This is a genomic window from Campylobacter concisus (assembly GCF_902460705.1).
Classification (GTDB): domain Bacteria; phylum Campylobacterota; class Campylobacteria; order Campylobacterales; family Campylobacteraceae; genus Campylobacter_A; species Campylobacter_A concisus_Z.
Genome location: NZ_CABPUP010000001.1, coordinates 700131 through 720958, shown reverse-complemented (window position 1 = coordinate 720958; position 20828 = coordinate 700131). Strand labels below are relative to the sequence as shown.

The 20828-nt window shown below is 38.4% G+C and carries 18 protein-coding genes; 7 read left to right on the top strand and 11 right to left on the bottom strand.

Annotated elements, in window-relative coordinates:
• Position 1: 1 nt before the first annotated feature.
• Genes F3G75_RS03455 through F3G75_RS03445 form a run of 3 tightly spaced genes read right to left on the bottom strand, consistent with a single transcriptional unit; the run spans position 2 to position 3470 of the window.
• The gene (locus tag F3G75_RS03455; RefSeq protein WP_084041928.1) at positions 2-922 is read right to left on the bottom strand and encodes a respiratory chain complex I subunit 1 family protein; all 921 of its coding nucleotides are present in this window, start codon (positions 920-922) and stop codon (positions 2-4) included.
• Positions 923-931: 9 nt separating this feature from the next.
• Positions 932-2899: a proton-conducting transporter transmembrane domain-containing protein gene (locus F3G75_RS03450; protein WP_087580376.1), complete on the bottom strand. Its 1968-nt coding sequence runs from the start codon at positions 2897-2899 to the stop codon at positions 932-934.
• Position 2900: 1 nt separating this feature from the next.
• Positions 2901-3470, bottom strand: coding sequence for a 4Fe-4S dicluster domain-containing protein (locus F3G75_RS03445; RefSeq protein ID WP_149716566.1), 570 nt, complete (start codon positions 3468-3470; stop codon positions 2901-2903).
• 413 nt (positions 3471-3883) lie between these two features.
• On the opposite strand from F3G75_RS03445, the gene F3G75_RS03440 reads away from it, so the two are divergent.
• Both F3G75_RS03440 and F3G75_RS03435 read left to right on the top strand, forming a co-directional pair.
• Positions 3884-4969: an MBL fold metallo-hydrolase gene (locus F3G75_RS03440; RefSeq protein ID WP_149716565.1), complete on the top strand. Its 1086-nt coding sequence runs from the start codon at positions 3884-3886 to the stop codon at positions 4967-4969.
• A gap of 44 nt (positions 4970-5013) precedes the next feature.
• Positions 5014-5301 carry a hypothetical protein gene (locus tag F3G75_RS03435; protein WP_084109667.1) on the top strand — a complete coding sequence of 96 codons (288 nt, stop codon included), beginning with the start codon at positions 5014-5016 and terminating at the stop codon, positions 5299-5301.
• A 755-nt stretch (positions 5302-6056) separates the two neighbouring features.
• On the opposite strand, the gene F3G75_RS03430 is transcribed toward F3G75_RS03435, so the two are convergent.
• From F3G75_RS03430 to mnmG, 4 genes are all read right to left on the bottom strand, one after another.
• Positions 6057-7100 (bottom strand): c-type cytochrome, encoded by a 1044-nt coding sequence (locus F3G75_RS03430; protein ID WP_149716564.1) that lies wholly within the window; start codon positions 7098-7100, stop codon positions 6057-6059.
• Between the two features lie 2 nt (positions 7101-7102).
• A complete protein-coding gene (locus F3G75_RS03425) occupies positions 7103-8347 on the bottom strand; it encodes a cytochrome b (protein ID WP_084041924.1) in 1245 nt (414 codons plus the stop codon).
• Positions 8348-8357: 10 nt separating this feature from the next.
• Positions 8358-8861 carry a ubiquinol-cytochrome c reductase iron-sulfur subunit gene (petA, locus tag F3G75_RS03420; RefSeq protein ID WP_021091707.1) on the bottom strand — a complete coding sequence of 168 codons (504 nt, stop codon included), beginning with the start codon at positions 8859-8861 and terminating at the stop codon, positions 8358-8360.
• Between the two features lie 174 nt (positions 8862-9035).
• Positions 9036-10901, bottom strand: coding sequence for a tRNA uridine-5-carboxymethylaminomethyl(34) synthesis enzyme MnmG (gene mnmG / locus F3G75_RS03415; protein ID WP_149716563.1), 1866 nt, complete (start codon positions 10899-10901; stop codon positions 9036-9038).
• 168 nt (positions 10902-11069) lie between these two features.
• On the opposite strand from mnmG, the gene F3G75_RS03410 reads away from it, so the two are divergent.
• From F3G75_RS03410 to F3G75_RS03385, 5 genes are all read left to right on the top strand, one after another.
• Positions 11070-14522, top strand: coding sequence for an acyl-[ACP]--phospholipid O-acyltransferase (locus tag F3G75_RS03410; RefSeq protein ID WP_149716562.1), 3453 nt, complete (start codon positions 11070-11072; stop codon positions 14520-14522).
• A gap of 364 nt (positions 14523-14886) precedes the next feature.
• Positions 14887-15639: an amino acid ABC transporter substrate-binding protein gene (locus F3G75_RS03400; protein ID WP_149716561.1), complete on the top strand. Its 753-nt coding sequence runs from the start codon at positions 14887-14889 to the stop codon at positions 15637-15639.
• A 9-nt stretch (positions 15640-15648) separates the two neighbouring features.
• The gene (locus F3G75_RS03395) at positions 15649-16401 is read left to right on the top strand and encodes an amino acid ABC transporter substrate-binding protein (RefSeq protein ID WP_087584179.1); all 753 of its coding nucleotides are present in this window, start codon (positions 15649-15651) and stop codon (positions 16399-16401) included.
• Positions 16402-16424: 23 nt separating this feature from the next.
• The gene (locus F3G75_RS03390; RefSeq protein WP_021089366.1) at positions 16425-17093 is read left to right on the top strand and encodes an amino acid ABC transporter permease; all 669 of its coding nucleotides are present in this window, start codon (positions 16425-16427) and stop codon (positions 17091-17093) included.
• Entirely contained in the window at positions 17093-17830 is a 738-nt protein-coding gene (locus F3G75_RS03385; RefSeq protein ID WP_149716560.1) for an amino acid ABC transporter ATP-binding protein, read from the top strand. Before F3G75_RS03390 ends, F3G75_RS03385 begins: the two co-directional genes overlap by 1 nt.
• A gap of 33 nt (positions 17831-17863) precedes the next feature.
• Here F3G75_RS03385 and fldA read toward each other — a convergent pair whose 3' ends face one another.
• The 4 genes from fldA to F3G75_RS03365 all read right to left on the bottom strand — a co-directional run bounded on the left by fldA (position 17864) and on the right by F3G75_RS03365 (position 20691).
• Positions 17864-18355, bottom strand: a complete 492-nt coding sequence (fldA, locus tag F3G75_RS03380; protein WP_072595412.1) for a flavodoxin FldA — start codon at positions 18353-18355, stop codon at positions 17864-17866.
• Between the two features lie 11 nt (positions 18356-18366).
• Positions 18367-19080 carry a UDP-N-acetylmuramate--alanine ligase gene (locus tag F3G75_RS03375; RefSeq protein ID WP_149716559.1) on the bottom strand — a complete coding sequence of 238 codons (714 nt, stop codon included), beginning with the start codon at positions 19078-19080 and terminating at the stop codon, positions 18367-18369.
• A 3-nt stretch (positions 19081-19083) separates the two neighbouring features.
• Positions 19084-19395: a DUF2325 domain-containing protein gene (locus F3G75_RS03370; RefSeq protein ID WP_002939277.1), complete on the bottom strand. Its 312-nt coding sequence runs from the start codon at positions 19393-19395 to the stop codon at positions 19084-19086.
• A gap of 132 nt (positions 19396-19527) precedes the next feature.
• Positions 19528-20691, bottom strand: a complete 1164-nt coding sequence (locus tag F3G75_RS03365) for a sugar transporter (RefSeq protein WP_149716558.1) — start codon at positions 20689-20691, stop codon at positions 19528-19530.
• Positions 20692-20828 lie beyond the last annotated feature (137 nt).

Below are 20828 nucleotides of genomic sequence, written 5' to 3'. Positions count from 1 at the left end.
CTCACACTCCTACTACATAAAGTGTTAGTGCAACAAACGAGATAGCAAGTGCACCAAGCGCATTTTTGCGTAAAGATGAAGTCATTTTAAAGCGTGGACCAAAGTTGTCTATAAAGACAGCTGCCACGTAAAATACTCCAGTTTTTATCACAAAAACGATAATAGCTAAGAAAGGATTGCTAAAATTCCATGGCTCAAATATAGTTAGGAAAAGTCCGATCATAGCAAACTGTTTTAATATAAGTGATGCTTGAACTAAACCAAGGTCGCTACCTGCATACTCGCCAAGCAAGCCTTCTTGAAGCTCTTGCTCCGCTTCAGCTACGTCAAATGGTTTTCTGCCAGTCTCAACATACATGCACCATAAAAATGCGATAGAAGCTACGGCAAAGCTTGGGATTTGATATCCAATAACACCGGTTTTTACCATCTCTTGGATCTCAATTAAATTTGATGTTTTAGCTGCAAGCATAACTACGATTAGGCACATAATCATAACTGGCTCGACATATACGCCAAGCATTTGCTCCCTGCCGCCACCTGTTGCTGCAAATGGGTTGCCGCTATCCATTGAAGCTGCACCAAATACAAATCTAAGCAACGCGCCAAGATAAAGGATCACAAATATATCTGAATATGCTCCAAAAACAGTATCTTTGCTGTATGTTATAGGTATAGCAGCTAGAACTGCAGCTGAAGTTGCAAAAAGGAAAAATGGAGCCCATCTAAATACCCAGTGAGAGCACTCAGGGACGGTTCTTCCTCTTCTAAAGAGTTTTATAATATCACGATATGTTTGAAAGAAATCGCTACCTTGTTTTGATTGAAGTCTAGCTCTTAGTTTTCTTGCCATACCATCAAACAAAGGAGCTACCAAAACGATAACGACTACTTGAAATATCATTAAAAGTATAGTTTGCATTTTCGTCTCCTAAACTAAAAAGTAGCCCACAGCAAGTATGGCACAAAGATAAACTAGAATATAAAGTGTATATATGTTTGTATATCCGCTTTGAACGATGCCTAGTTTATCAGCAAATTTCATACACCATTTGATGACTGGCTCATAAAACATTCCCCACCAGATATCTTTTGGATGGTTGTGATACTCAACCGCATCAAAATAATTTCTAGTAACGATCTTTTTATCAGCTCTAAATAGCCATTGCATGATCTTTCTAAGATCGCCTGTAAATGGTCCACCTGTCATTTGCATACGTGAGCTATATTTAAAGCCACAAGCCCAAGGATCAGTCTCGCGTGGTTTATCTCTATTTGCTTTCATAACAGCAAGGATGATAAATGGCAAAATCATAGTCGCACATAAAACTAAAGCGATAAGTGGAGTTGAGATCATACTGCCTATAGGTGAAGTTACATTTATAGCACCAAGGCTAGCTTTATAGTCGCTTATAGCGATAGAATTTACAGCTTGCATGATGTAATCAACTATATAGTTTGCGCCAAGACCAAAGCCAACGCAGCCTATCATTAGGATGATCATACCAAGAACCATGCCTATTGGACTCTCTTTAGCATTTTCCCAAATTTTTTGATCTCTTGGAGTACCTGCAAAGATAACAGCGTAAAGTTTGAGGTGCATACCGACCAAAACGCCTGTTAGTGCAAGAGCTACGACACCAAGTGTAAATGCATATCTAACTAATGTTCCCTCGCCCATCGCACCTTGAAGCATACCTTGATATGTAAACCACTCTGAAACAAAGCCGTTTACTGGAGGCAAGGCTGCGATACCCATGATACCTATAAACATACCAAGGCTTGTCCATGGCATCTTTTTAGCAAGACCACCAAGGATGTCCATATTTTGTGTATGAGTAGCGTGGATAACTGAACCAGCGCAAAGGAAAAGCAGACCTTTAAATATAGCGTGATTGACTACGTGGTAGCAACCTGCTAGAAAACCTACTGCTGCAAGTGTTAAATTTCCAGCTGCAACGCCATAAATTCCTGTGCCAAGACCTAACAAGATGATGCCTATGTTCTCAACTGAGTGGTAAGCAAGCAAAGCTTTGAAGTCGTGTTGGCAAAGAGCGTATAAAACACCAAATAGTGAGCTAGCTGCACCAAGAGCGAGTATTGTAAGACCAAAGTATGTGCTAAGTGGTAGGTAAAGTGTAAATTTAACTAGTGTAAATAGAGCAACTTTAATCATAACGCCTGACATAAGGGCTGAAACGTTTGATGGTGCTGCTGGGTGAGCTTGCGGAAGCCAAACGTGAAATGGCCACATACCAGCTTTACTACCAAAGCCGACCAAAAATAGTGCAAATACAGCAGCAGAAGCGCCAAATGGCATCTTAACACCCATAAATGCGCTAAAGTCAAAGCTTCCTGCGTAGTAAGCTGTGATAAGCAAGCCACAGGTGATACAAAATGCACCGATTTGTGCGATGCCAAGATATACCATAACTGCTTTAAGTGTATTTTTACCATCATTGACGATGATAAGAAATGATGAGATAAGAGTCATAAGCTCCCATAAAACAACAAAGCAAAAAACATTATCAGCGCTAATTACTAGAAGCATTGAAAGGATGAATGTATTAAATAAACATGCAAACACGCCAACATTTGCTTTTTTGATGTACTCATCTGCATAGCTCATACCATAAACGCTGCTTGCAAATCCTATGAAAACAACTACGAAACTAAAGAAATTTCCAAGTGGATTTAGCGCAAATTTTGGCGAATACAAAAAGCCATCCATAAGAGCAAAGCTATCGCTTACTCCCATATTTGCAACAAAGTGGCACATCGCGTAAAAACAGCTTAAAGCACTTAGACCAAAACCAACCTTTACAGCGGCCTTTGGAGCACAATAAAGCAAGATGCTAACGACGGCACTTACAAGAAATAGCATATAAACCGTAGTCATCTTATGCTCCTTGTCCGTTTAAAATTTTAGTAGCAAATTTATTCGCTGCTTCATAATCTATCCTCTTGCCAAGTTTATGTTTACCCTCTTCTGGATCAATCATAACAAGAGCACTCGTTGGACAGACATCAACGCAAGCTGGTCCATTTTCACGACCAAAGCACATATCGCATTTAACAGCGATATTTTTTGCGCCTGATTGTGACTCTATCTCAAGGTTGTACTTTGGCTCGACAGAGTAATTTACTGAAGGCATAAGCTCTGCACTTGAGCTTATCGCACCGTAAGGACAAGCGATCGTGCACATCTTACAGCCTATACAAATTTCCTCGTGAAGCTCGATGCAATTATCATTAAATCGCAATGCTCCAGTTGGACACACATTCGCACAAGGACCATCGTCGCATTGTCTGCACTGAGTTGGCATAACGCCAGTAGCTTCTCTTAGCACACTTAGCCTTGCACGTGACAGCTTGCCGCGTTCATAAGCGCTCTTAAAACATGCAGCCATGCAGGTTGCACATCCTATACAGCGTTTATAATCGGCAATCACAAATTTATGTTTTTTCATAAATTCCTCCCATTAAACAAGGCTAAACTGCCCTGCTCACTTTTAAAGTGATGGTTAGTCACCAAAATAGAGATAGTTAAATTTTTATTTAACATCTCAAACGCTCCTTCCTAATTTTTGTAATAATTCTATAACTTACAATGAATAAATTCCGTCATCTATCTGACAAATTTTGTATTTTTAGAATTAAATTTTTATTTTATATATCTTTAAGATTATCTACTTAATATCGATTTTTAGGTATGTTTATTTGCTAAAGGATAATATTTATTAATAAAATTTTCCTATAAAGAGTAAAAATATCTTAATTAACTTTAAATTTATAAGTTAGTTATTTAAGCTCGGGTTAATTAAATAAAACTGAAATTTAAAAATCTAAAATATAATCCGACCTTTAAATTTAAAGGCTTTTTATGGAAATTTTTATAGTTATAGTTTTGCTTATTGTTGCAGTTTTTATTTTTATGAAATTTGTCCCTGTTTTTTGTGGCGCGCCAGATATTAAAAGCCAAAAGCTGATAAAGGCTTCGCCAAATTTTAATGGTAAAGTTTTTATAAATTTAGAGCCAACGATTGATATGGTAAAAAATAATCCGCAAGCATCTATGCTAAATTTTGTCCGCCAAGCACTTTTTCCACCAAAAGGTAAGCTACCAACTAAGCCTTTACCAAATTTAAAATTTGACGCAAATGCGCTCAAAAATGGCGAGTTTATCTGGCTTGGGCACGTTAGCCTCATATGCAAGCTTGATGACAAAACCATCATCACTGACCCAGTTTTGCACCGAGCATTTCCACTGCCAATTGGCGGTAAGCCCTTTATCTACGAGCATGCTATCACCGCTAGTGACTACCCAGATGTGATCGATATCGCCCTCATCTCGCACGATCACTACGATCATCTTGATCATAAAACGATCCTTGAGCTAAAGGATAGAATTTGCAAATTTCTAGTGCCACTTGGCGTAAAAGCTCACCTTGTAAAATGGGGCGTTGATGAGTCTAAAATTTATGAGTTTGACTGGTTTGGTGATCTAAAAATAGGAAATTTAAACTTCACATTTTGTCCTTCAAGGCACTTTAGTGGGCGCACATTTAAAAGAAATACGACGCTTTGGGGTGGCTGGGCGGTTAAAGAGGCTGGCTTTAGCTTTTATTTTAGCGGAGATGGCGGATATGGCAAGCACTTTAAGATGATAAATGAGAAATTTGGCGCCTTTGATCTAGTTTTTATAGAAAATGGCGCTTACGGCGATGGCTGGCCTTACGTGCATATGAAGCCAGAGGAGTCAGCGCAAGTACTAAAAGATCTTGGAGCTAAGCTTGGTATGCCGATGCACTGGGGCAAGTTTGATCTATCTTATCACGCTTGGGATGAGCCAATCAAGCGTTTTGAAAAGGCAGCGACAAAACTTGAGCTAAACTACGCGACGCCGATGATCGGAGAAGTTTTCACCGCACAAAATCTACCTAGAAAAAAGTGGTGGGAGAAAATTTAGGAATAAATTTTGCTCTAAATTTTAAAATCCAAAAGGAAATGCTGATGAAAATTTCTGAAAATTTAGCAAATCTAAAAAATGTCATCGATAAAGCTGCAAAAAATGACCTTGATATGAGCGCAACTGGAAACTTTTTACAAAATTTAGAAAAAGCAAATAAAGAAACTGAAAAAATTTATAAACAGCTAGAAAAAGAGTTAAAAAGCGATGCGCAAATGTTTAAACAATTTGACTTCATGCAGATGATAACAAAGCTTCAATACGGCAACCTAAAGCCAAATGAACGTGAAAAACTGCTCAATAAAATGAGCAAGATCGCCAAGGAAATTTAGTTTTAAATAGGCTTGATGCGGAGCTAAATTTTACTACTTCTGTGGAATTTGGTGGGTTTTGGTGAGTGATTTGCTTAAAATAAATTTATTTAAATAGCAACCGTTAAAACTCAGATATATTTCTATTTTATGCCGAAACGCTTATATATTCATAGCTCACATAGTAGCATAGACATACTACTGCTTTAGGTTTTTAGGCAAATTTTTAAAATTTCATAAACGAGTAATTTAGGCTCCGATTTTAGTGGCAAGCCTTGCTAAACCCAGATCAGTAGTCAATTCTTGCAAGTGAGTGAAAGTTTTAAAATTTGTAAAATAGTAAATTTCTATTTTTAAAAATATAGACTTTAAATTTAAAAACTTTATTCAAAAGGGAGACCAGGGAACACAAGTTACGAAGCCGTCCCCTTATCCCCTCTTTTTAAATCCCCTGTCTGCTTGCAGTTACGAGACGAAGTCGAAATAAAAACCCCCTCGCACGTTAGAGAGCATGCGATAGCGCTTTGCGCCGCATGCATTTTACATCAAGCAAGTGTCAGGTAAATTTTAAAATTTATGAGCGAGCATATCATGCTTCCAAATTCAGTGGCAAGTGATAACGAGACCTGAATTTGGTAAGTTGCTAATGAGAGTGAGTAAGATTTTAAAATTTGTAAGAGTATTTGATCAAATTTACAAAAACGAATTTAAAGAATACCTATTTATATATGTAAATTTACCAGAGAGGATTTAAGAGCCAAAGAGGCTCTTAAATTTTAGTGTAGTTCGCTCCAAACTTTGCGTTTCCAAAGCCAAGCAAAAATTCCTAATATAAAGAAGTAGATCATGACATAAAGCCCTGTGCTCTCGCGCTCAGCCTTCTTCTTGTCACCTACTTTTTGGATATAAGCTACTACATCGTCTTCAGCGGCTTTATTTAAACCAACTCTTGGCATTGCAGTACCTGGTAGCATCTTTTGAGTATCGTTTATAAATTTATGTAAATACTCATCACCTTTTGAACGAATCATCATCGATAGATCAGGTGGGTTTGAACCCATATAAGCAGCAAGGCTTACTTTATTGCTAAATGCATATTTTTTGTCATATTTTATATCATGACATCTTTGACATGCATCAGCGAAAACCTTTTCTTCAGTGATCTTATTATTTGCCTTTTCATAATCAGCAGATACCTTTTTCAAATAAGCTACTATATCGGCAGTCTCAGCATTTATATCACCACCAGCACCCATAAATGCGGTCATCGGAAATGGATGCTCGTCGTTAAATTTATGAGTTAGCTTTAAAGCCATATTTGGATTTTTAATGAGTGCAGCTAAGAATTTATCGTCATAAATTTTACCAGCAGTACTAAGATCTGGTGGCACTACACCAAAGCTTTGACTAGCTGTCTCAGCATCCATACCAGCTGGCATACCTGCTGCCTCTATACCGTGGCATCCTGTACATCCAGCTGCTACAAAAGTATCAGCACCCTTTGTAGCGTCACCTTTTGCAAGATCAATAGAGTTAATGTCATTCCAAAATGCTGTATAGTCATCAAGAATTTTTTGTGCTACTTCTACATCTTTTGTAGCCGCATCTATACTTGCCTTATTTCCACTAGCCTTAGCAGTCTCAAGTGCTGTCTTTTTTTGCTCTAAAAAGTGCTTTGCATAGTCAGTATCTTCTTTTGAAAAGTTATACTCAGCATTTGCAGTATGAGGGTGAAGCTTTGTGTGAGCATAAGGCTCGATACCCCAATATAAAACACCTGAAAGAATAACAACAATGGCAAAAATTTTAAGCTCTTTCATGATTAGCCCCTCTTTCTTTCAAGTATTGTTATAACTGGCAATGCAATTATAAATAAGAACAAGAATAGCAACGATGAGTAAAAACCTATCCAGTCATTATAACCACCTGTTGGGAGCTTGCCATATATAGATAAAACGATAAGATCGACAACTAAGACCCAAAACCATATAAAAAATAGTGGTCTTTTGTGAGCTGGAGCTACAAGGTCGCTTCTATCAAGAAGAGGTATAAGCATGAATGCAACACCCGCAAACGCAAACGCGATAAGACCAATGTTATAAGCAGAAATTCCGGCTATATCAAAGAAAAAGCCACGTAAAATTTCATATTGCCACAAGAAATACCACTCTGGATAGATGTGTGGTGGGGTTTTTAGTGGATTTGCTGGCTCAAAGTTGATAGGATCCATTGCAAAGTTGAAGTGATAGCAAACAAGATAGATGACAAATATCATAAAGAATGATACATACATAAAGTCTTTTGCCAAAAATCCTGGCCAAAATGGTATAACTTTAGATTTTGCTCTATCGCCGTGTAGATACTCTTGTGCCTCTACTTCAAAGTCGATATCTTCGCTTGTTAGGTTATTTACGTGCGGAACTCTTAAAGAGTAGAAGTGAATAACCAAAACAGCTATCGTTACAAGTGGCAATAAACAAACATGAAGCATAAAAAATCTAGTAAGTGTTGAGTCGCCAACTGCGTAATCACCTCTAATCCACTCAACTAAAGCATCGCCAATAACTGGCACACCACCAAAAAGCTGAGTGATAACAGTCGCTGCCCAGTAGCTCATCTGTCCCCATGGGAGCATATAACCACTAAATGCCTCTGCTGAAAAACAGATAAATAGCACCATACCACTTATCCAAATGACTTCTCTGCCTCTTTTGTATGAACCATAGTAAAGTCCAGTAAGTAGGTGAATATACATGATAAGAAATATTGTAGAAGCTGAAACTGCGTGAATGTGACGCCAAAGCCAGCCATACTCGACCTCTTGCATGATAGTATAATTTACACTATCAAATGCCAAATTTACATCTGGTTTGTAATACATTAGAAGTAAAAAACCAGTAACAATTAAGAGCATAAAAAGCGTTGTTAAAATAACGCCCATTGCCCAAAGGAAATTTATATTTTTTGGAATCCAGTATTCGCTAACTAGAACCTTCATAAGTTTTGTAAAAGCTAGGCGTTGATCAAGCCAGTCAATAACGCCAGTTGATTTATGAGCTAAAGACATTGCTATCCTCCTAAGCTTTTGCTACTAATTTTTCGTATTCTGGGCTTGTTTCGCCTAGAACTAGCTTGGTTCCATCAATCTTAAATGGTGGTATATCAAGTGGTCTTGGAGGAGGTCCGTATGTTTGCATTCCGTCGGCATTAAATTCGCCGCCATGACAGGCACATACAAACATTTGTTTACTTGCTTTATACTCAGGTATACAACCAAGATGCGTGCAAAGTCCGATAAGAACTACGTATCTAGCATCCCCTACGACAACATCTCTTTTGTCATTTTTAGCCATATCAGGACTTTTTTTGAGTATGAAAATAGGCTTTTTACGCCATTCAACCTGCCTCATTTCTCCATCTTTGATCGGACTTAGATCAACTGTTGTGAAACCAGCAGCTTTTACGCTTGGAAGCGGATCCCAAGTCTTTTTAACAGCCACTAGTGACATAGCGCCGCCGACAGCTGCCACAGCACCAAACGCAAGGCCGATAAAGCTACGTCTTTCTTGCTTTACTGACATTAAATTCCTTTCTATAAATAAATTCTTAACGATTATACTCTCAAAAAATTAAAAAAGTATAATTTCTAAATATAATCTGCAAAAATAATGTTAATTTTAGCTTAAACGTAAATCTTGATTTTAAGATAAAAATTTTAAGCTTTATGGCTTTTTGAACTAAATCTAAAATCAAAATTAGCTAAGCCTTTTCTCATTCATCTTTATATAAATATGTAAGATATCAATCGCAGCTGGCGTGATACCTGAAATTTCACTCGCAGCAAAGAGTGTCGGCGGAGCAAATTTCTCAAGCTTTTCGACCACTTCATTACTAAGACCACTCACACTTCTAAAGTCAAAATTTTCAGGAATTTTCACATCCATCATATCTTTCATTTTTTCTATTTGATTTTTTTGCTCATTTATGTAGTGCTGATATTTACACTCGGTTAAAATTTGATCCACACTCGCATCATCTAAATTTGAAAATTTCTGATCAAGCTTTCTTAGTTTCTCAGCCGTAAAGCTTTTGCGTGCGACAATCTTTTGAAGGCTCACATTTTGACTGATCGGCTCTTCATCAAGGCTAGCTAAAAGCTCTAAATTTTGCTTGCTTGGCGTAATTTGAGTATTGTTAAGGTAAGCAAGCCCATCTTTTAAATTTTGCCTGATAGCTTCAATTTCATTAAAAGTCTCATTATCAAGAAGTCCAAGCTCATGTCCATATCCGCCAAGCCTTAAAATGGCATTTTCCTCACGTAAAAGCAAGCGATACTCCGCCCTACTCGTAAACATCCTATATGGCTCTTTTGTCCCTTTTGTGACAAGATCATCGATCAAAACGCCGATATACGCCTCATCACGGCGCAAGACAAGTGGCTCTTTATTATCAAGTGAAAGCGCTGCATTTATACCAGCCATTAGCCCCTGAGCACCAGCCTCCTCGTATCCAGTCGTACCGTTTATCTGTCCAGCCAAGTATAGCCCTTTTACCTTTTTGGTCTCAAGGCTATGTTTTAGCTGTGTTGGCTCGACGTAATCGTACTCGATGGCGTATCCATGCCTTACGATTTTGGCATTTTCAAAACCCTTTACAGAGCGGAGCATCTGCACTTGCACTTCATAAGGCAGGCTCGTTGAAAAGCCATTCATGTAGTACTCTGTCGCTTCAAGGGTCTGAGGCTCGACAAAAAGGTGGTGTCTGTCTCGGTCGCCAAAGCGGTTTATCTTATCCTCGATACTTGGGCAGTATCTTGGTCCTATACCCTCGATCTGGCCTGTAAAAAGTGGTGCTTTGTCAAAATTTGAGCGGATTATCTCATGCGTGGTTTCATTTGTATAAGCGATGTAGCATGGCAGCTGTGTTGGAGAGAAATTTTTAGTTCTAAAGCTAAATGCAACTGGCTTTTCATCGCCATCTTGCTTTTCTAAAATTTCAAAATTTATCGTTTTTGCATCGATCCTTGGACATGTTCCAGTCTTTAGCCTGCCTAAATTTAGCCCAAGCTCCCTTAGACTGCCGCTTAGATCCTTTGCGCTTAGTTCACCAACACGGCCGGCTTCAAGTTTATTAAACCCAACGTGTATTAAGCCGTTTAAAAACGTGCCAGTGGTAATTATCACCTTTTTTGCGTTATATGTGTTATTTAGGTGGGTTTTAACGCCACTTACTTCGCCATTTTCGCTTAAAATTTCAGTAGCAATCTCTTGAGAAATTTCTAAATTTGGCGTATTTAAAAGCAAATTTCTCATATAAACGCGGTATCTATCCATATCGATCTGAGCACGGCTACCACGCACTGCTGGACCTTTACTCTCATTTAGCACGCGAAACTGGATACCAACAGCGTCAGTTGTAAGCCCCATTTGACCGCCAAGCGCGTCGATCTCTTTTACAAGATGTCCTTTTGCAAGACCTCCGATGGCTGGGTTACAGCTTGCAGCGCCTATTTGCTCGGCTAAGATCGTGATAAGTAAAGTTTGCTTGCCCATTCTAGCAGCCGCTAGACTTGCCTCAATGCCTGCATGTCCGCCGCCAACGACGATGATTTCATAGTTCATGATAAATTTTTCCTATTTTTTGATTGCGTGATTTTATCCAAAAGCATATAAAATTTAAATTTCTTAAAAAATTTATTATTGAATTTAAATATAGAGTTTTTTATTAATAATATTTTAAATATTTTGCTGTTAGATTTACAAAATTTTTAAAATCACAAAGGACTTTCTATGATGAGTTTATTAAAAGTTGCTGGCTTTTTGCCTTACCTTGCGATCGCATTTTTAAATGCAAGTGTCGATCTAGCACACAAAATAACCATACAAAACGTTCTTTTAAAAACATACGATGGCGATATACTTTTTATCCTAACAGCCGTCATAAACGCAATGATCTTGCTGCCATTTATATTTTTATTTTCGCCCTCAAGCTTTATAAATGATAAATTCTCAAAGACAAAAGTCATAAGAATTTGTGCTATTTTTGGCCTTGTCATTAGTGTCGCGGTACTTTTTAGCTATCTTGCAGGTGCTTTTGGCGTAGCCTTTGCTTTAACGCTCATACTAGCCGCTCAAAGTGCGATCTACTCACCGGCAAAATACGGCATCATCAAAGCTTTAGTTGGCCCTGAGCGCCTTGGCACAGCAAATGGCATCATCCAAGCGCTCACCATCGTTGCGATACTTTTTAGCTCATTTTTATTTTCATTTATATTTGAAAATTTATATATCCAAGGCGAAAATTCAGAAGAAATTTTAAAAAGCGTCTATCCTATCGGCATCTTTTTGGTTGTATTTAGCGCACTTGAAGCATTTTTTGCCTACAAGCTACCTTATATCAGCGAAACAAACGAACAAAGCGGAGAATTTGAGCTTAAAAAATACATCAGCCTTAGCTATTTAAGAGAAAATTTAAAAGAAGTAAGGTCAGATAAAAATATCTGGCTAAGCATCGCTGGACTTAGTATATTTTGGGGAATTTCTCAGATCATCATCGCAGCTTTTCCAGCTCATTACAAAGCCGTCTTTAACAACGATAGCTCACTAGCGGTGCAGGCGATCCTTGCAGCAAGCGCCATAGGCATCGCATTTGGCTCATACGTGGCTGGCTCTATGTCAAAGCTTCACATTGAACTTGGTATCGTGCCGATGGGTGCCATGGGCATATTTTTCTCGCTTTTATTTTTCGCATTTGGCTCAAGCATCGGCGTAGTGAGCCTTAGCTCATTCGCTTTTGGCTTTTTTGGAGGCGTATTTATAGTACCGCTAAATGCAATGATCCAGTACTTTGCCCCGCAAAAGACTACAGGCAAAATAATGGCGGCAAACAACTTCTTGCAAAACGTCTCAATGCTGCTATTTCTAGCCATTGGCATAGGATTAGTATATTTTGAAATTTCAACCACTGGGCTCTTTGTATTTACAGCGCTTGTTTGCTTAATCGGCAGTTTTTACGCCATTTTACAGCTTCCACACCTTTTTACAAGGCTACTTTTACTGCCATTTTTAAAGACAAAGTACCGCTTTTTTGTAGAAGGGCTTCAAAATTTACCACAAAGTGGTGGCGCGCTACTTCTTGGCAATCACATCAGCTGGATCGACTGGCTCGTGCTTCAAGCCGCAAGCCCAAGGGGCATAAGATTTGTCATGTATAGAACGATCTATAACAAATGGTATCTAAAACAAATTTTTAAATTTTTCAAAGTGATCCCAATAGGCGCAGGGGCAAGCAAAGAGTCGATCGAGCTTGTACGTGAGTGCCTAAAAAATGGCGAAGTGGTCGCACTTTTCCCAGAGGGCCACATCAGCTACAACGGCCAGATAAATGAGTTTCAAAAGGGCTTTGAGCTTATCATCAGAGATCTAGAAGAAATTTGCATCGTGCCATTTTATCTTCGTGGCCTTTGGGGCTCGAGCTTTTCAAGGGCTAGTAAATTTTACAAAGACCTCACTTCTAAAAACGGCAGACGTGACATCATCGTCGCTTTTGGCAAACCAATAACCACATTTATAAACGCTGCAAAAATGAAGCAAAAGGTGCTTGAGCTTAGCTTTTCATCGTGGGAGAGCTTTATCTCAAGGCAAAAACCACTAACCGAGGAGTGGCTAAGCAACGCAAAAGAAGAGAAATTTAAAGAGTGCGTAAGCGACAGCACTGGGCTAAATTTAAGCAACTTAAAATTTATAACAGCTGTTTTAGTCTTTATAAAAATTTTTAAACGCGAGCTAAAAGATGAGAAAAATATAGGCATATTACTGCCTAGCTCAAGCATCGCAGCAATAGTAAATATGGCTCTTCTTGCCATGGGCAAAGTGAGCGTAAATTTAAACTACACACTAAACCAGACCTCGCTAAATCACGCCCTAAGAAAGGCAAACATAAGCACAGTTATCACATCTAGCAAATTTCTTGAAAAGCTCGCACTTAAGGGATTTGATCTAAAAGATGCGATGAGTGACAAGGCTAAATTTGCAGAAGATCTCTCAGCTAGCGTCTCAAAAAAAGAGAAATTTTTAGCGCTTTTAACTGCATTTTTTGCCCCAACTTGGCTCATCAAACTTTGCTATTTTAAGCCAGTGAGCTTAGAAGATACGGCTACTATTTTATTTAGTAGTGGCAGCGAAGGTGAGCCAAAAGGCATCGAGCTAAGCCATAAAAATTTACTAGCTAACATTAAGCAAATAAGCGAACTTCTAAATTTCAAAAAAGATGACGTGATCTTAAACTCACTCCCTGTTTTTCACTCATTTGGACTAACGGTCACCACGCTCATGCCACTTTGCGAGGGCATAAAAATGGTAAGTGTGCCTGATCCAACAGATGGAGCGACTATCGGCAAAATGGCGGCAAGACACAGCGCTAGCATCATCTTTGGCACCTCGACCTTCTTTAGGCTCTACACCAGAAACAAAAAGCTTCATCCGCTAATGTTTCAAAGTGCCAGAATGGTCGTAGCTGGGGCTGAAAAGCTAAAACCTGAGATAAAAGATGAGTTTAGGCTCAAATTTGGCATAGAAATTTATGAAGGTTATGGCGCGACCGAAACAGCGCCGGTAGCTGCTGTAAATATGCCAAATATCCTAGAAAAAGAGAGCCTAAAAGAGCTTACATTTAATAGACCTGGCAGCGTTGGCATGCCTCTGCCTGGCACTATCATCAAGATAATCGACCCAGAGACGCTAGAAGAGCTAGAAACTGGCACCGACGGCCTCATCGTGATCGGCGGATCGCAGGTGATGAAGGGCTATCTAAACGACGAGGCCAAAACAAGCGATGTCATCACACACATTGACGGCGTAAGATACTATAAAACCGGCGATAAAGGTCACATAGACGAAAACGGCTTTGTTTTTATCGTAGACAGATACTCAAGATTTGCCAAGATAGGCGGCGAGATGATAAGCCTTGGAAGCGTAGAAGAAGAGCTTGCAAAGGTGCTCGGAAGCGACGTTGTCTTTAGTAGTGCAAACGTGCCAGATAGTAAAAAAGGTGAAGCGATCGCGCTTTTAGTAAAAAGTGGGACAGAGCCTGAAAATATCGAGCGAATTTTAAAAGAGAGCAACCTAGCTCCTATAATGATGCCAAGCTATATATTTATCGTTGATGATATCCCAACACTTGCAAGCGGCAAGGTTGATTTTAAGGGAGTAAAAGCTCTAGCGGTCTCACTTCTAGCGGAGTGAGGCACCGCCCTCTTTCTTTGTGAAAAAATAGCGCCAAAATATCACATAGGTCGTAGTTGCGACTGACATTTGCATAAATCTTAAAAATTTTCTACAAAGAGTTTTGTATAAAAATTTCTATTGCTTTTTAAATTTGGTGCAATTCGTGCGATTGTTTGCTAAATTCTACCTTTATAAAATTTTACTAGCAAGCATAAAAGATGATGCCATACAAATAGCGAATAAATGGGCTATAAAGTAAAAAAGTAACAAAGAGTTGCTAATTAAGATAAATTTTGCCCTAAATGAGCTTAACAAAGAAGGAGCTTTAAGTGAAATTTCGCTTAAATACTTCGGCAAAGATATTTTTAAATAAGGAGAATCAATGAATTTTAAGCCCATTTTTGGCTTGATCGCAGGTGCTTTTTTAGCTTTAAATTTAAATGCTTCAACTATCAAAAAAGGCGAACTTACCGTCGCGACTGAAGGCACTTACTCGCCTTACTCATTTTACGATGAAAAGGGCGAGCTAGTAGGATATGACATAGATATCGTAAGAGCAGTAGCGCAAAAGCTAAATTTAAAAGTTGAGTTTCTAACAGCTCCTTGGGATGCGATGCTTGCGGCTTTTGATGCTGGTAAGGCCGATGTTGTATTTAATCAAGTAAGTATAAACGAAGATAGAAAGAAAAAGTATGGTATGAGCATGCCTTACACTATGCCATATCCGGTAATTGTCGTGCATAAAGACAATAACGACATCAAAAGTTTTGCTGATCTAAAAGGCAAAAAGAGTGTGCACTCTGCGACTAGCAATTGGGCGGCGATAGCCGAGAAAAACGGTGCAACAGTGGTTGTGGCTGATGGCTTTAGCAAAGGCGTGGAGCTTATCATCTCAAAAAGAGCTGATGATACGATAAACGATAACGTCACTTTTTATGACTATATCAAACAACGCCCAAATGCGCCACTAAAAATCGCATACACAAGCAACGAGCCGATGCCAACAGCTGCAATAGTTAAAAAAGGCAACACTGAGCTACTAGAAGCGATAAACAAAGCACTTGATGAGTTAAAAGCTGAGGGCAAGATAAGCGAAATTTCGATGAAATATTTTGGAAAAGATATTTCAAAATAAAGGATCAAAATGAAATTTACAAATTTATTAAAAGTAGTAGCTGTGCTTGCAATGGCTCTAAATTTACAAGCAAAAACTATAAAAGATGGCGTGCTAACAGTAGCAACAGAAGGTACTTACGCGCCTTTTACATTTTATAATGACAAAAATGAGCTAGTAGGATACGATGTAGATATCGCAAGAGCAGTAGCACAAAAGTTAAATTTAAAAGTTGAGTTTCTAACAGCTCCTTGGGATGCGATGCTAGCAGCATTTGACGCTGGTAAAGCAGACGTTGTGTTTAACCAAGTAAGTATAACTGACGAGAGAAAGAAAAAGTATGCTTTTTCAGTGCCTTATACTGTGACATTTGGCGCTATCATCACCAGAAAAGATAATAACGACATAAAAAGTTTTGCTGATCTAAAAGGCAAAAGAAATGCTGACTCAGCTACGAGCAACTGGGCGAAAGTCGCCGTAAAATACGGCGCTGAACACGTCGTAACAGATAGTTTTGCTAAAAGTATGGAGCTTCTTATATCAAGGCGTGTAGATGCTGTCGTAAGAGACAACATCGTATTTTACGACTTCATAAAAGAGCGTCCAAACGCACCTGTAAAGATAGCTGCCTCACTTGATGAGAAAGACTACACAGCAGCAGCTGTTAAAAAAGACAACGCCGAACTTGCAGAGCAAATTTCAAATGCACTAAACGAACTTTCAAAAGAAGGAAAACTAGAAGCTATCTCAAAAAGCTACTTTGGCAAAGACGTCTCAAAATAAATTTATAAACCAACAAGGCAAAAATGGAAAATTTAGATAGAGTGATCGAGCTTGTTTCAAGCTCGACGCTACCGATGATCATTGCACTTTTAAAGGTGACGATCCCGCTTACATTGCTCTCGTTTTCGCTAGGGCTTGTCATCGCCATTATCACAGCAGTAGCGAGGCTTTCAAATATAAAAATTTTAAAATTTATATTTGCCACCTACGTTTGGATATTTCGCGGCACGCCACTTCTTGTGCAGCTTTTTATTGTATTTTACGGACTTCCTAGCATCGGTGTCACGCTTGATACTTGGAGTGCGGCGACTATCGCATTTAGCCTAAATGTTGGCGCTTATGCCTCTGAGTCTGTAAGGGCTGCCATTCTTTCTGTGCCAAAAGGTCAGTGGGAAGCTGCCACATCGCTTGGTATGACGCACTATCAAATTTTAAAGCGTATCATCGCACCTCAAGCAGTAAGGATCTCGCTGCCGCCACTTTCAAACACATTTATAGGCCTTGTTAAAGACACTTCACTAGCAGCTTCTATAACGATGGTTGATATGTTTATGGTCGCTCAAAGGATTGCAGCAAGGACCTTTGAGCCACTCATCCTCTACATTCTAGCAGCGCTCATCTATCTAGTGGTTTGCACACTCTTAACCTATCTTCAATCAAGGCTTGAAAAAGCTGTCTCAAGGTATGTCTAATGGCTATAAATTTTAAAAATATAAACAAATCTTACGGCGATCATTTGGTGCTAGATAGCATAAACACAAGCTTTAAAGAGGGGCAAACAACTGTGATAGTTGGCTCATCTGGTTGTGGCAAATCAACACTTCTTAGATGTATAAATTTACTTGAGATCCCACAAAGTGGCACTTTAGAGATAGATGATAGGAGTGTAAATTTTAAAGAGAAGCTTAGCTCAAAAGAGCTTTTAGAAATTCGCAAAAAAACAGGCATGGTCTTTCAAAGTTTCAACCTCTTCCCGCACCTAACAGCGCTTCAAAATGTCACTGAAGCTCCGATCTACGTTCAAAAAAAAGATAAAAACGAAGCGATAAAAGAGGCAAAAGAGCTTTTAACTAAAGTGGGGCTTAGTCACAAAGAAGATACCTATCCAAACAGGCTCTCTGGCGGTCAAGCACAGCGTGTAGCCATCGCTAGAGCCCTAGCTGTAAATCCATACTTTTTGCTACTTGACGAGCCTACAAGCGCGCTTGATCCAGAGCTTGAGGCTGAAGTTTTAAAAGTCATCTTATCTCTTGCAAAAGAGAAAAAGTCTATGATCATTGTCACACATAATATGAATTTTGCTAGAAAGATAGCTGATAGAATTTTATTTTTAGATAAAGGTGTGATCGCATTTGATGGCTTGGTAGATGAGTTTTTTAATAGCCAAAACGAAAGAATAAAAAGCTTCATCTCGGCTATGGATATATGAAAATTTTAGCTAGAAAATCTAGCTAAAATTACATTAAGCAAAGTGAGGCTTTATCTGCTCTATCCAAGCTGAAATTCTACCCTCAGTTTTGTCACTTTGGTTATCAGCATCAAGCGCTAGGCCTACAAATTTTCCATTTCTTACAGCATCAGAGCCATCAAATGTATAGCCATCAGTGCTAACCTCACCAACTACCTTTGCGCCAGCTTTTACGACCTCATCGTAAAGCTTTGCCATGCCGTTACAGTATTCATCAGAGTAGCTCTCGCTATCACCCATGCCAAAAACAGCGACTGTTTTTCCGCTTAGATTTAATGCTTTAAAGTCAAACGCGTCCCAGTCATCTTGAAGATCGCCACTACCCCAGGTTGATGTACCAAGGATGAGCTTATCAAAGCTATTTAGTTTTGCTGCGTCTACATCAGCAACGTTTAAAAGCTCATTTTCAAGGCCTAAACCCTCACTTATAAGTTTTGCTGCATCTTCGGTATTTCCCATGCTGCTTCCATAAACTATACCTATCATTTTTATCCTTTTTAAAAAATTTTACTAATAATCGTATAAGGCACAAGCTTGATCAAACCTCTCGCACAACAGTGCCTAACCTCAACGTGTCGCCTAAATTCCTCATTTCTAGGAAAAACGATATAAACCATCTCATACTCGTGACCAAGCACACCGACAGCTCTATCTATATCGTCGTTTAAATTTCTCATATCATCAAAGCTCACTTTTTTAAAGCTTGGCATGACGCTGAGCAAATTTTTACCATCTTTTTTGACCGAGATGACACCACCATTTAGCACGACCTCTTTGTCTTGATGGCGGAGGCGTATTTTATCATAAACAAATTGACAAAACATCTGTGCCGCATCGATACAAAACTCAAATTTCCCACTTACATAAAGCATTTTTATCATCTTTGCAGCTGCCATTTTTGGCTCTTTTGCTATAAATTTTATCTTTGAAAAGTCACCTTTTAAATAAGCATTTATGATGATATTTGATGAAATACAAAAGCGATCTGCTGGCTTAAAATTTAGACATTTCTCACGAAGTAGGAAATTTATCCTAGCATCAAAAATTTCTTTAAAATTTAGAAATTTAGCGTAAGAAAGCGGAATTTTTAGCTCACCTTCTACGCCTACATTATAAAGTGCGATGAAAATTTTTGCACGTGAAAGCTTGTCAAGCTTTGCAAAAATACTTGGAGTTATTTCGCCAATATCTGATAAAAGTCCGAATTTCATTGATTATTCTTTGCATCCAAATTCCTTATCTAGCCCAAAGACCTTGCAGTACTCGCAAAATACGCAACTAACGCTTCTTTTTGCACAAACAATTGGAATATTTCTCTTTTTTGCTTGAGTTTTAATAGTCTTCATCGTGTTGTGGTTTAAAAAACTAGTTAGCATCACCACACACTCGGTATCTTGAGGGATTGGCTTGCGATTTACGCGGTTTTCATTTCTAGCATCCCAGTGTTCTATCTTCTCAGCTCCCAAATCATGTAAAACTGCCTTGATAGGCGTTATCTCATCTGCACCGATAACTAAAACTGACATAATAAGCTCCTAAAATTTATTCATTTTCTGATAATGATTATAAGGAAGCTTAACTAAAATTTTTCTTAGTTATGATATTTATTATCACTTATATGTAGAAATTTGTAACGTTTTACTTAGATATTTAAATATCTAAACTCTTTTAATCTTAGATACTGCAAACAAAAATATAATAAGTCCGCTTGCGGCAAAAAAACTACCAATATTACCGATATTTTGCTCGCCTAAATAAACTATCGTCTGATGCCCTATTAATGCCCCTGCTCCGATGCCTATGTTATAAATAGCCGAAAATATCGCCATTGCAGCATCAGTTGCATTTGAGGCTAAATTTAGCACTTTTATTTGAAAGCTCATATTTACACCAGCTATGCCAAGCCCCCAAATAAAGGCCAAGACTAGCATTAAAACTTCATTTTTAGCAATAAAATTTAACACAAGCAAACAACATAAAATAAGCATAATAGAAATTGCAGAAAATGCATTTGGAATAAGCTTATAAAATTTAGAGAAAAGCAGGCTTGCGACTACACCAGCGACACCAAATATAAGCAAGAATATTGTGATAAATTTCCCATCAAAGCCACTGATATCTTTTGCAAATGGCTCAATGTAGCTATAGGTGCTAAAATGCGCGCTTATGATAATTGCAGTTAGTAAAAATACGACCATCAAAAGGCCATTTCTTGCAAGCTCTGGCAAGCTTTTAAGCGAGCCTGAGTTTTTACTTGGCAGAAGTGGCAAAATTTTATATAGCCAAACTCCAACACCAACAGCAAAAATTCCAATCAATCCAAAGGTCACACGCCAACCAAGTGCATCACCCAAAATTCTTCCAAGTGGCAGACCAAGTATCATCGCTAGTGATGTACCAAGAGCTAGCAATCCAAGAGCTTGCGAGCTTTTATTTATCGGAGCTAGCCTAACAGCAAGTGAAGCAGTGATAGCCCAAAAAATGGCATGAGCAATAGCTATCATCAACCGAGCAATAATTAAAATTTTAAAATTCCAAGCAAAGGCACAAAGAGTATGAGCTACAACAAATACGATAAAAACCTTTAAAAGAAGAGATCTTCGTTCTAAATTTGCAGTCAAAAGCATAAGCGGTAAAGAGAGTATAGTGACGCTCCACGCATAAATCGTGATGATAAGACCGGTATCAGCCGTGCTCATATCAAAGTCTTTTGCAATATCACTTAAAAGTGGCACTGGAACAAACTCAGTAGTGTTAAATATAAAAGCACAAAAAGCAAGAGCTATAACCCTTAAATAGGCTACCCTATGAACACTTATCAAATTTTATCCTTAATTTTTTCATTACGGTAATGGAATTTTGCTTAAAGTTAGTAATTCAAAAGACAAAATTCTCAGAATTTATTAATGACATAGATTAATAGTAGATTTTGGAAACTAGCTCTATAATAAAAGATTTT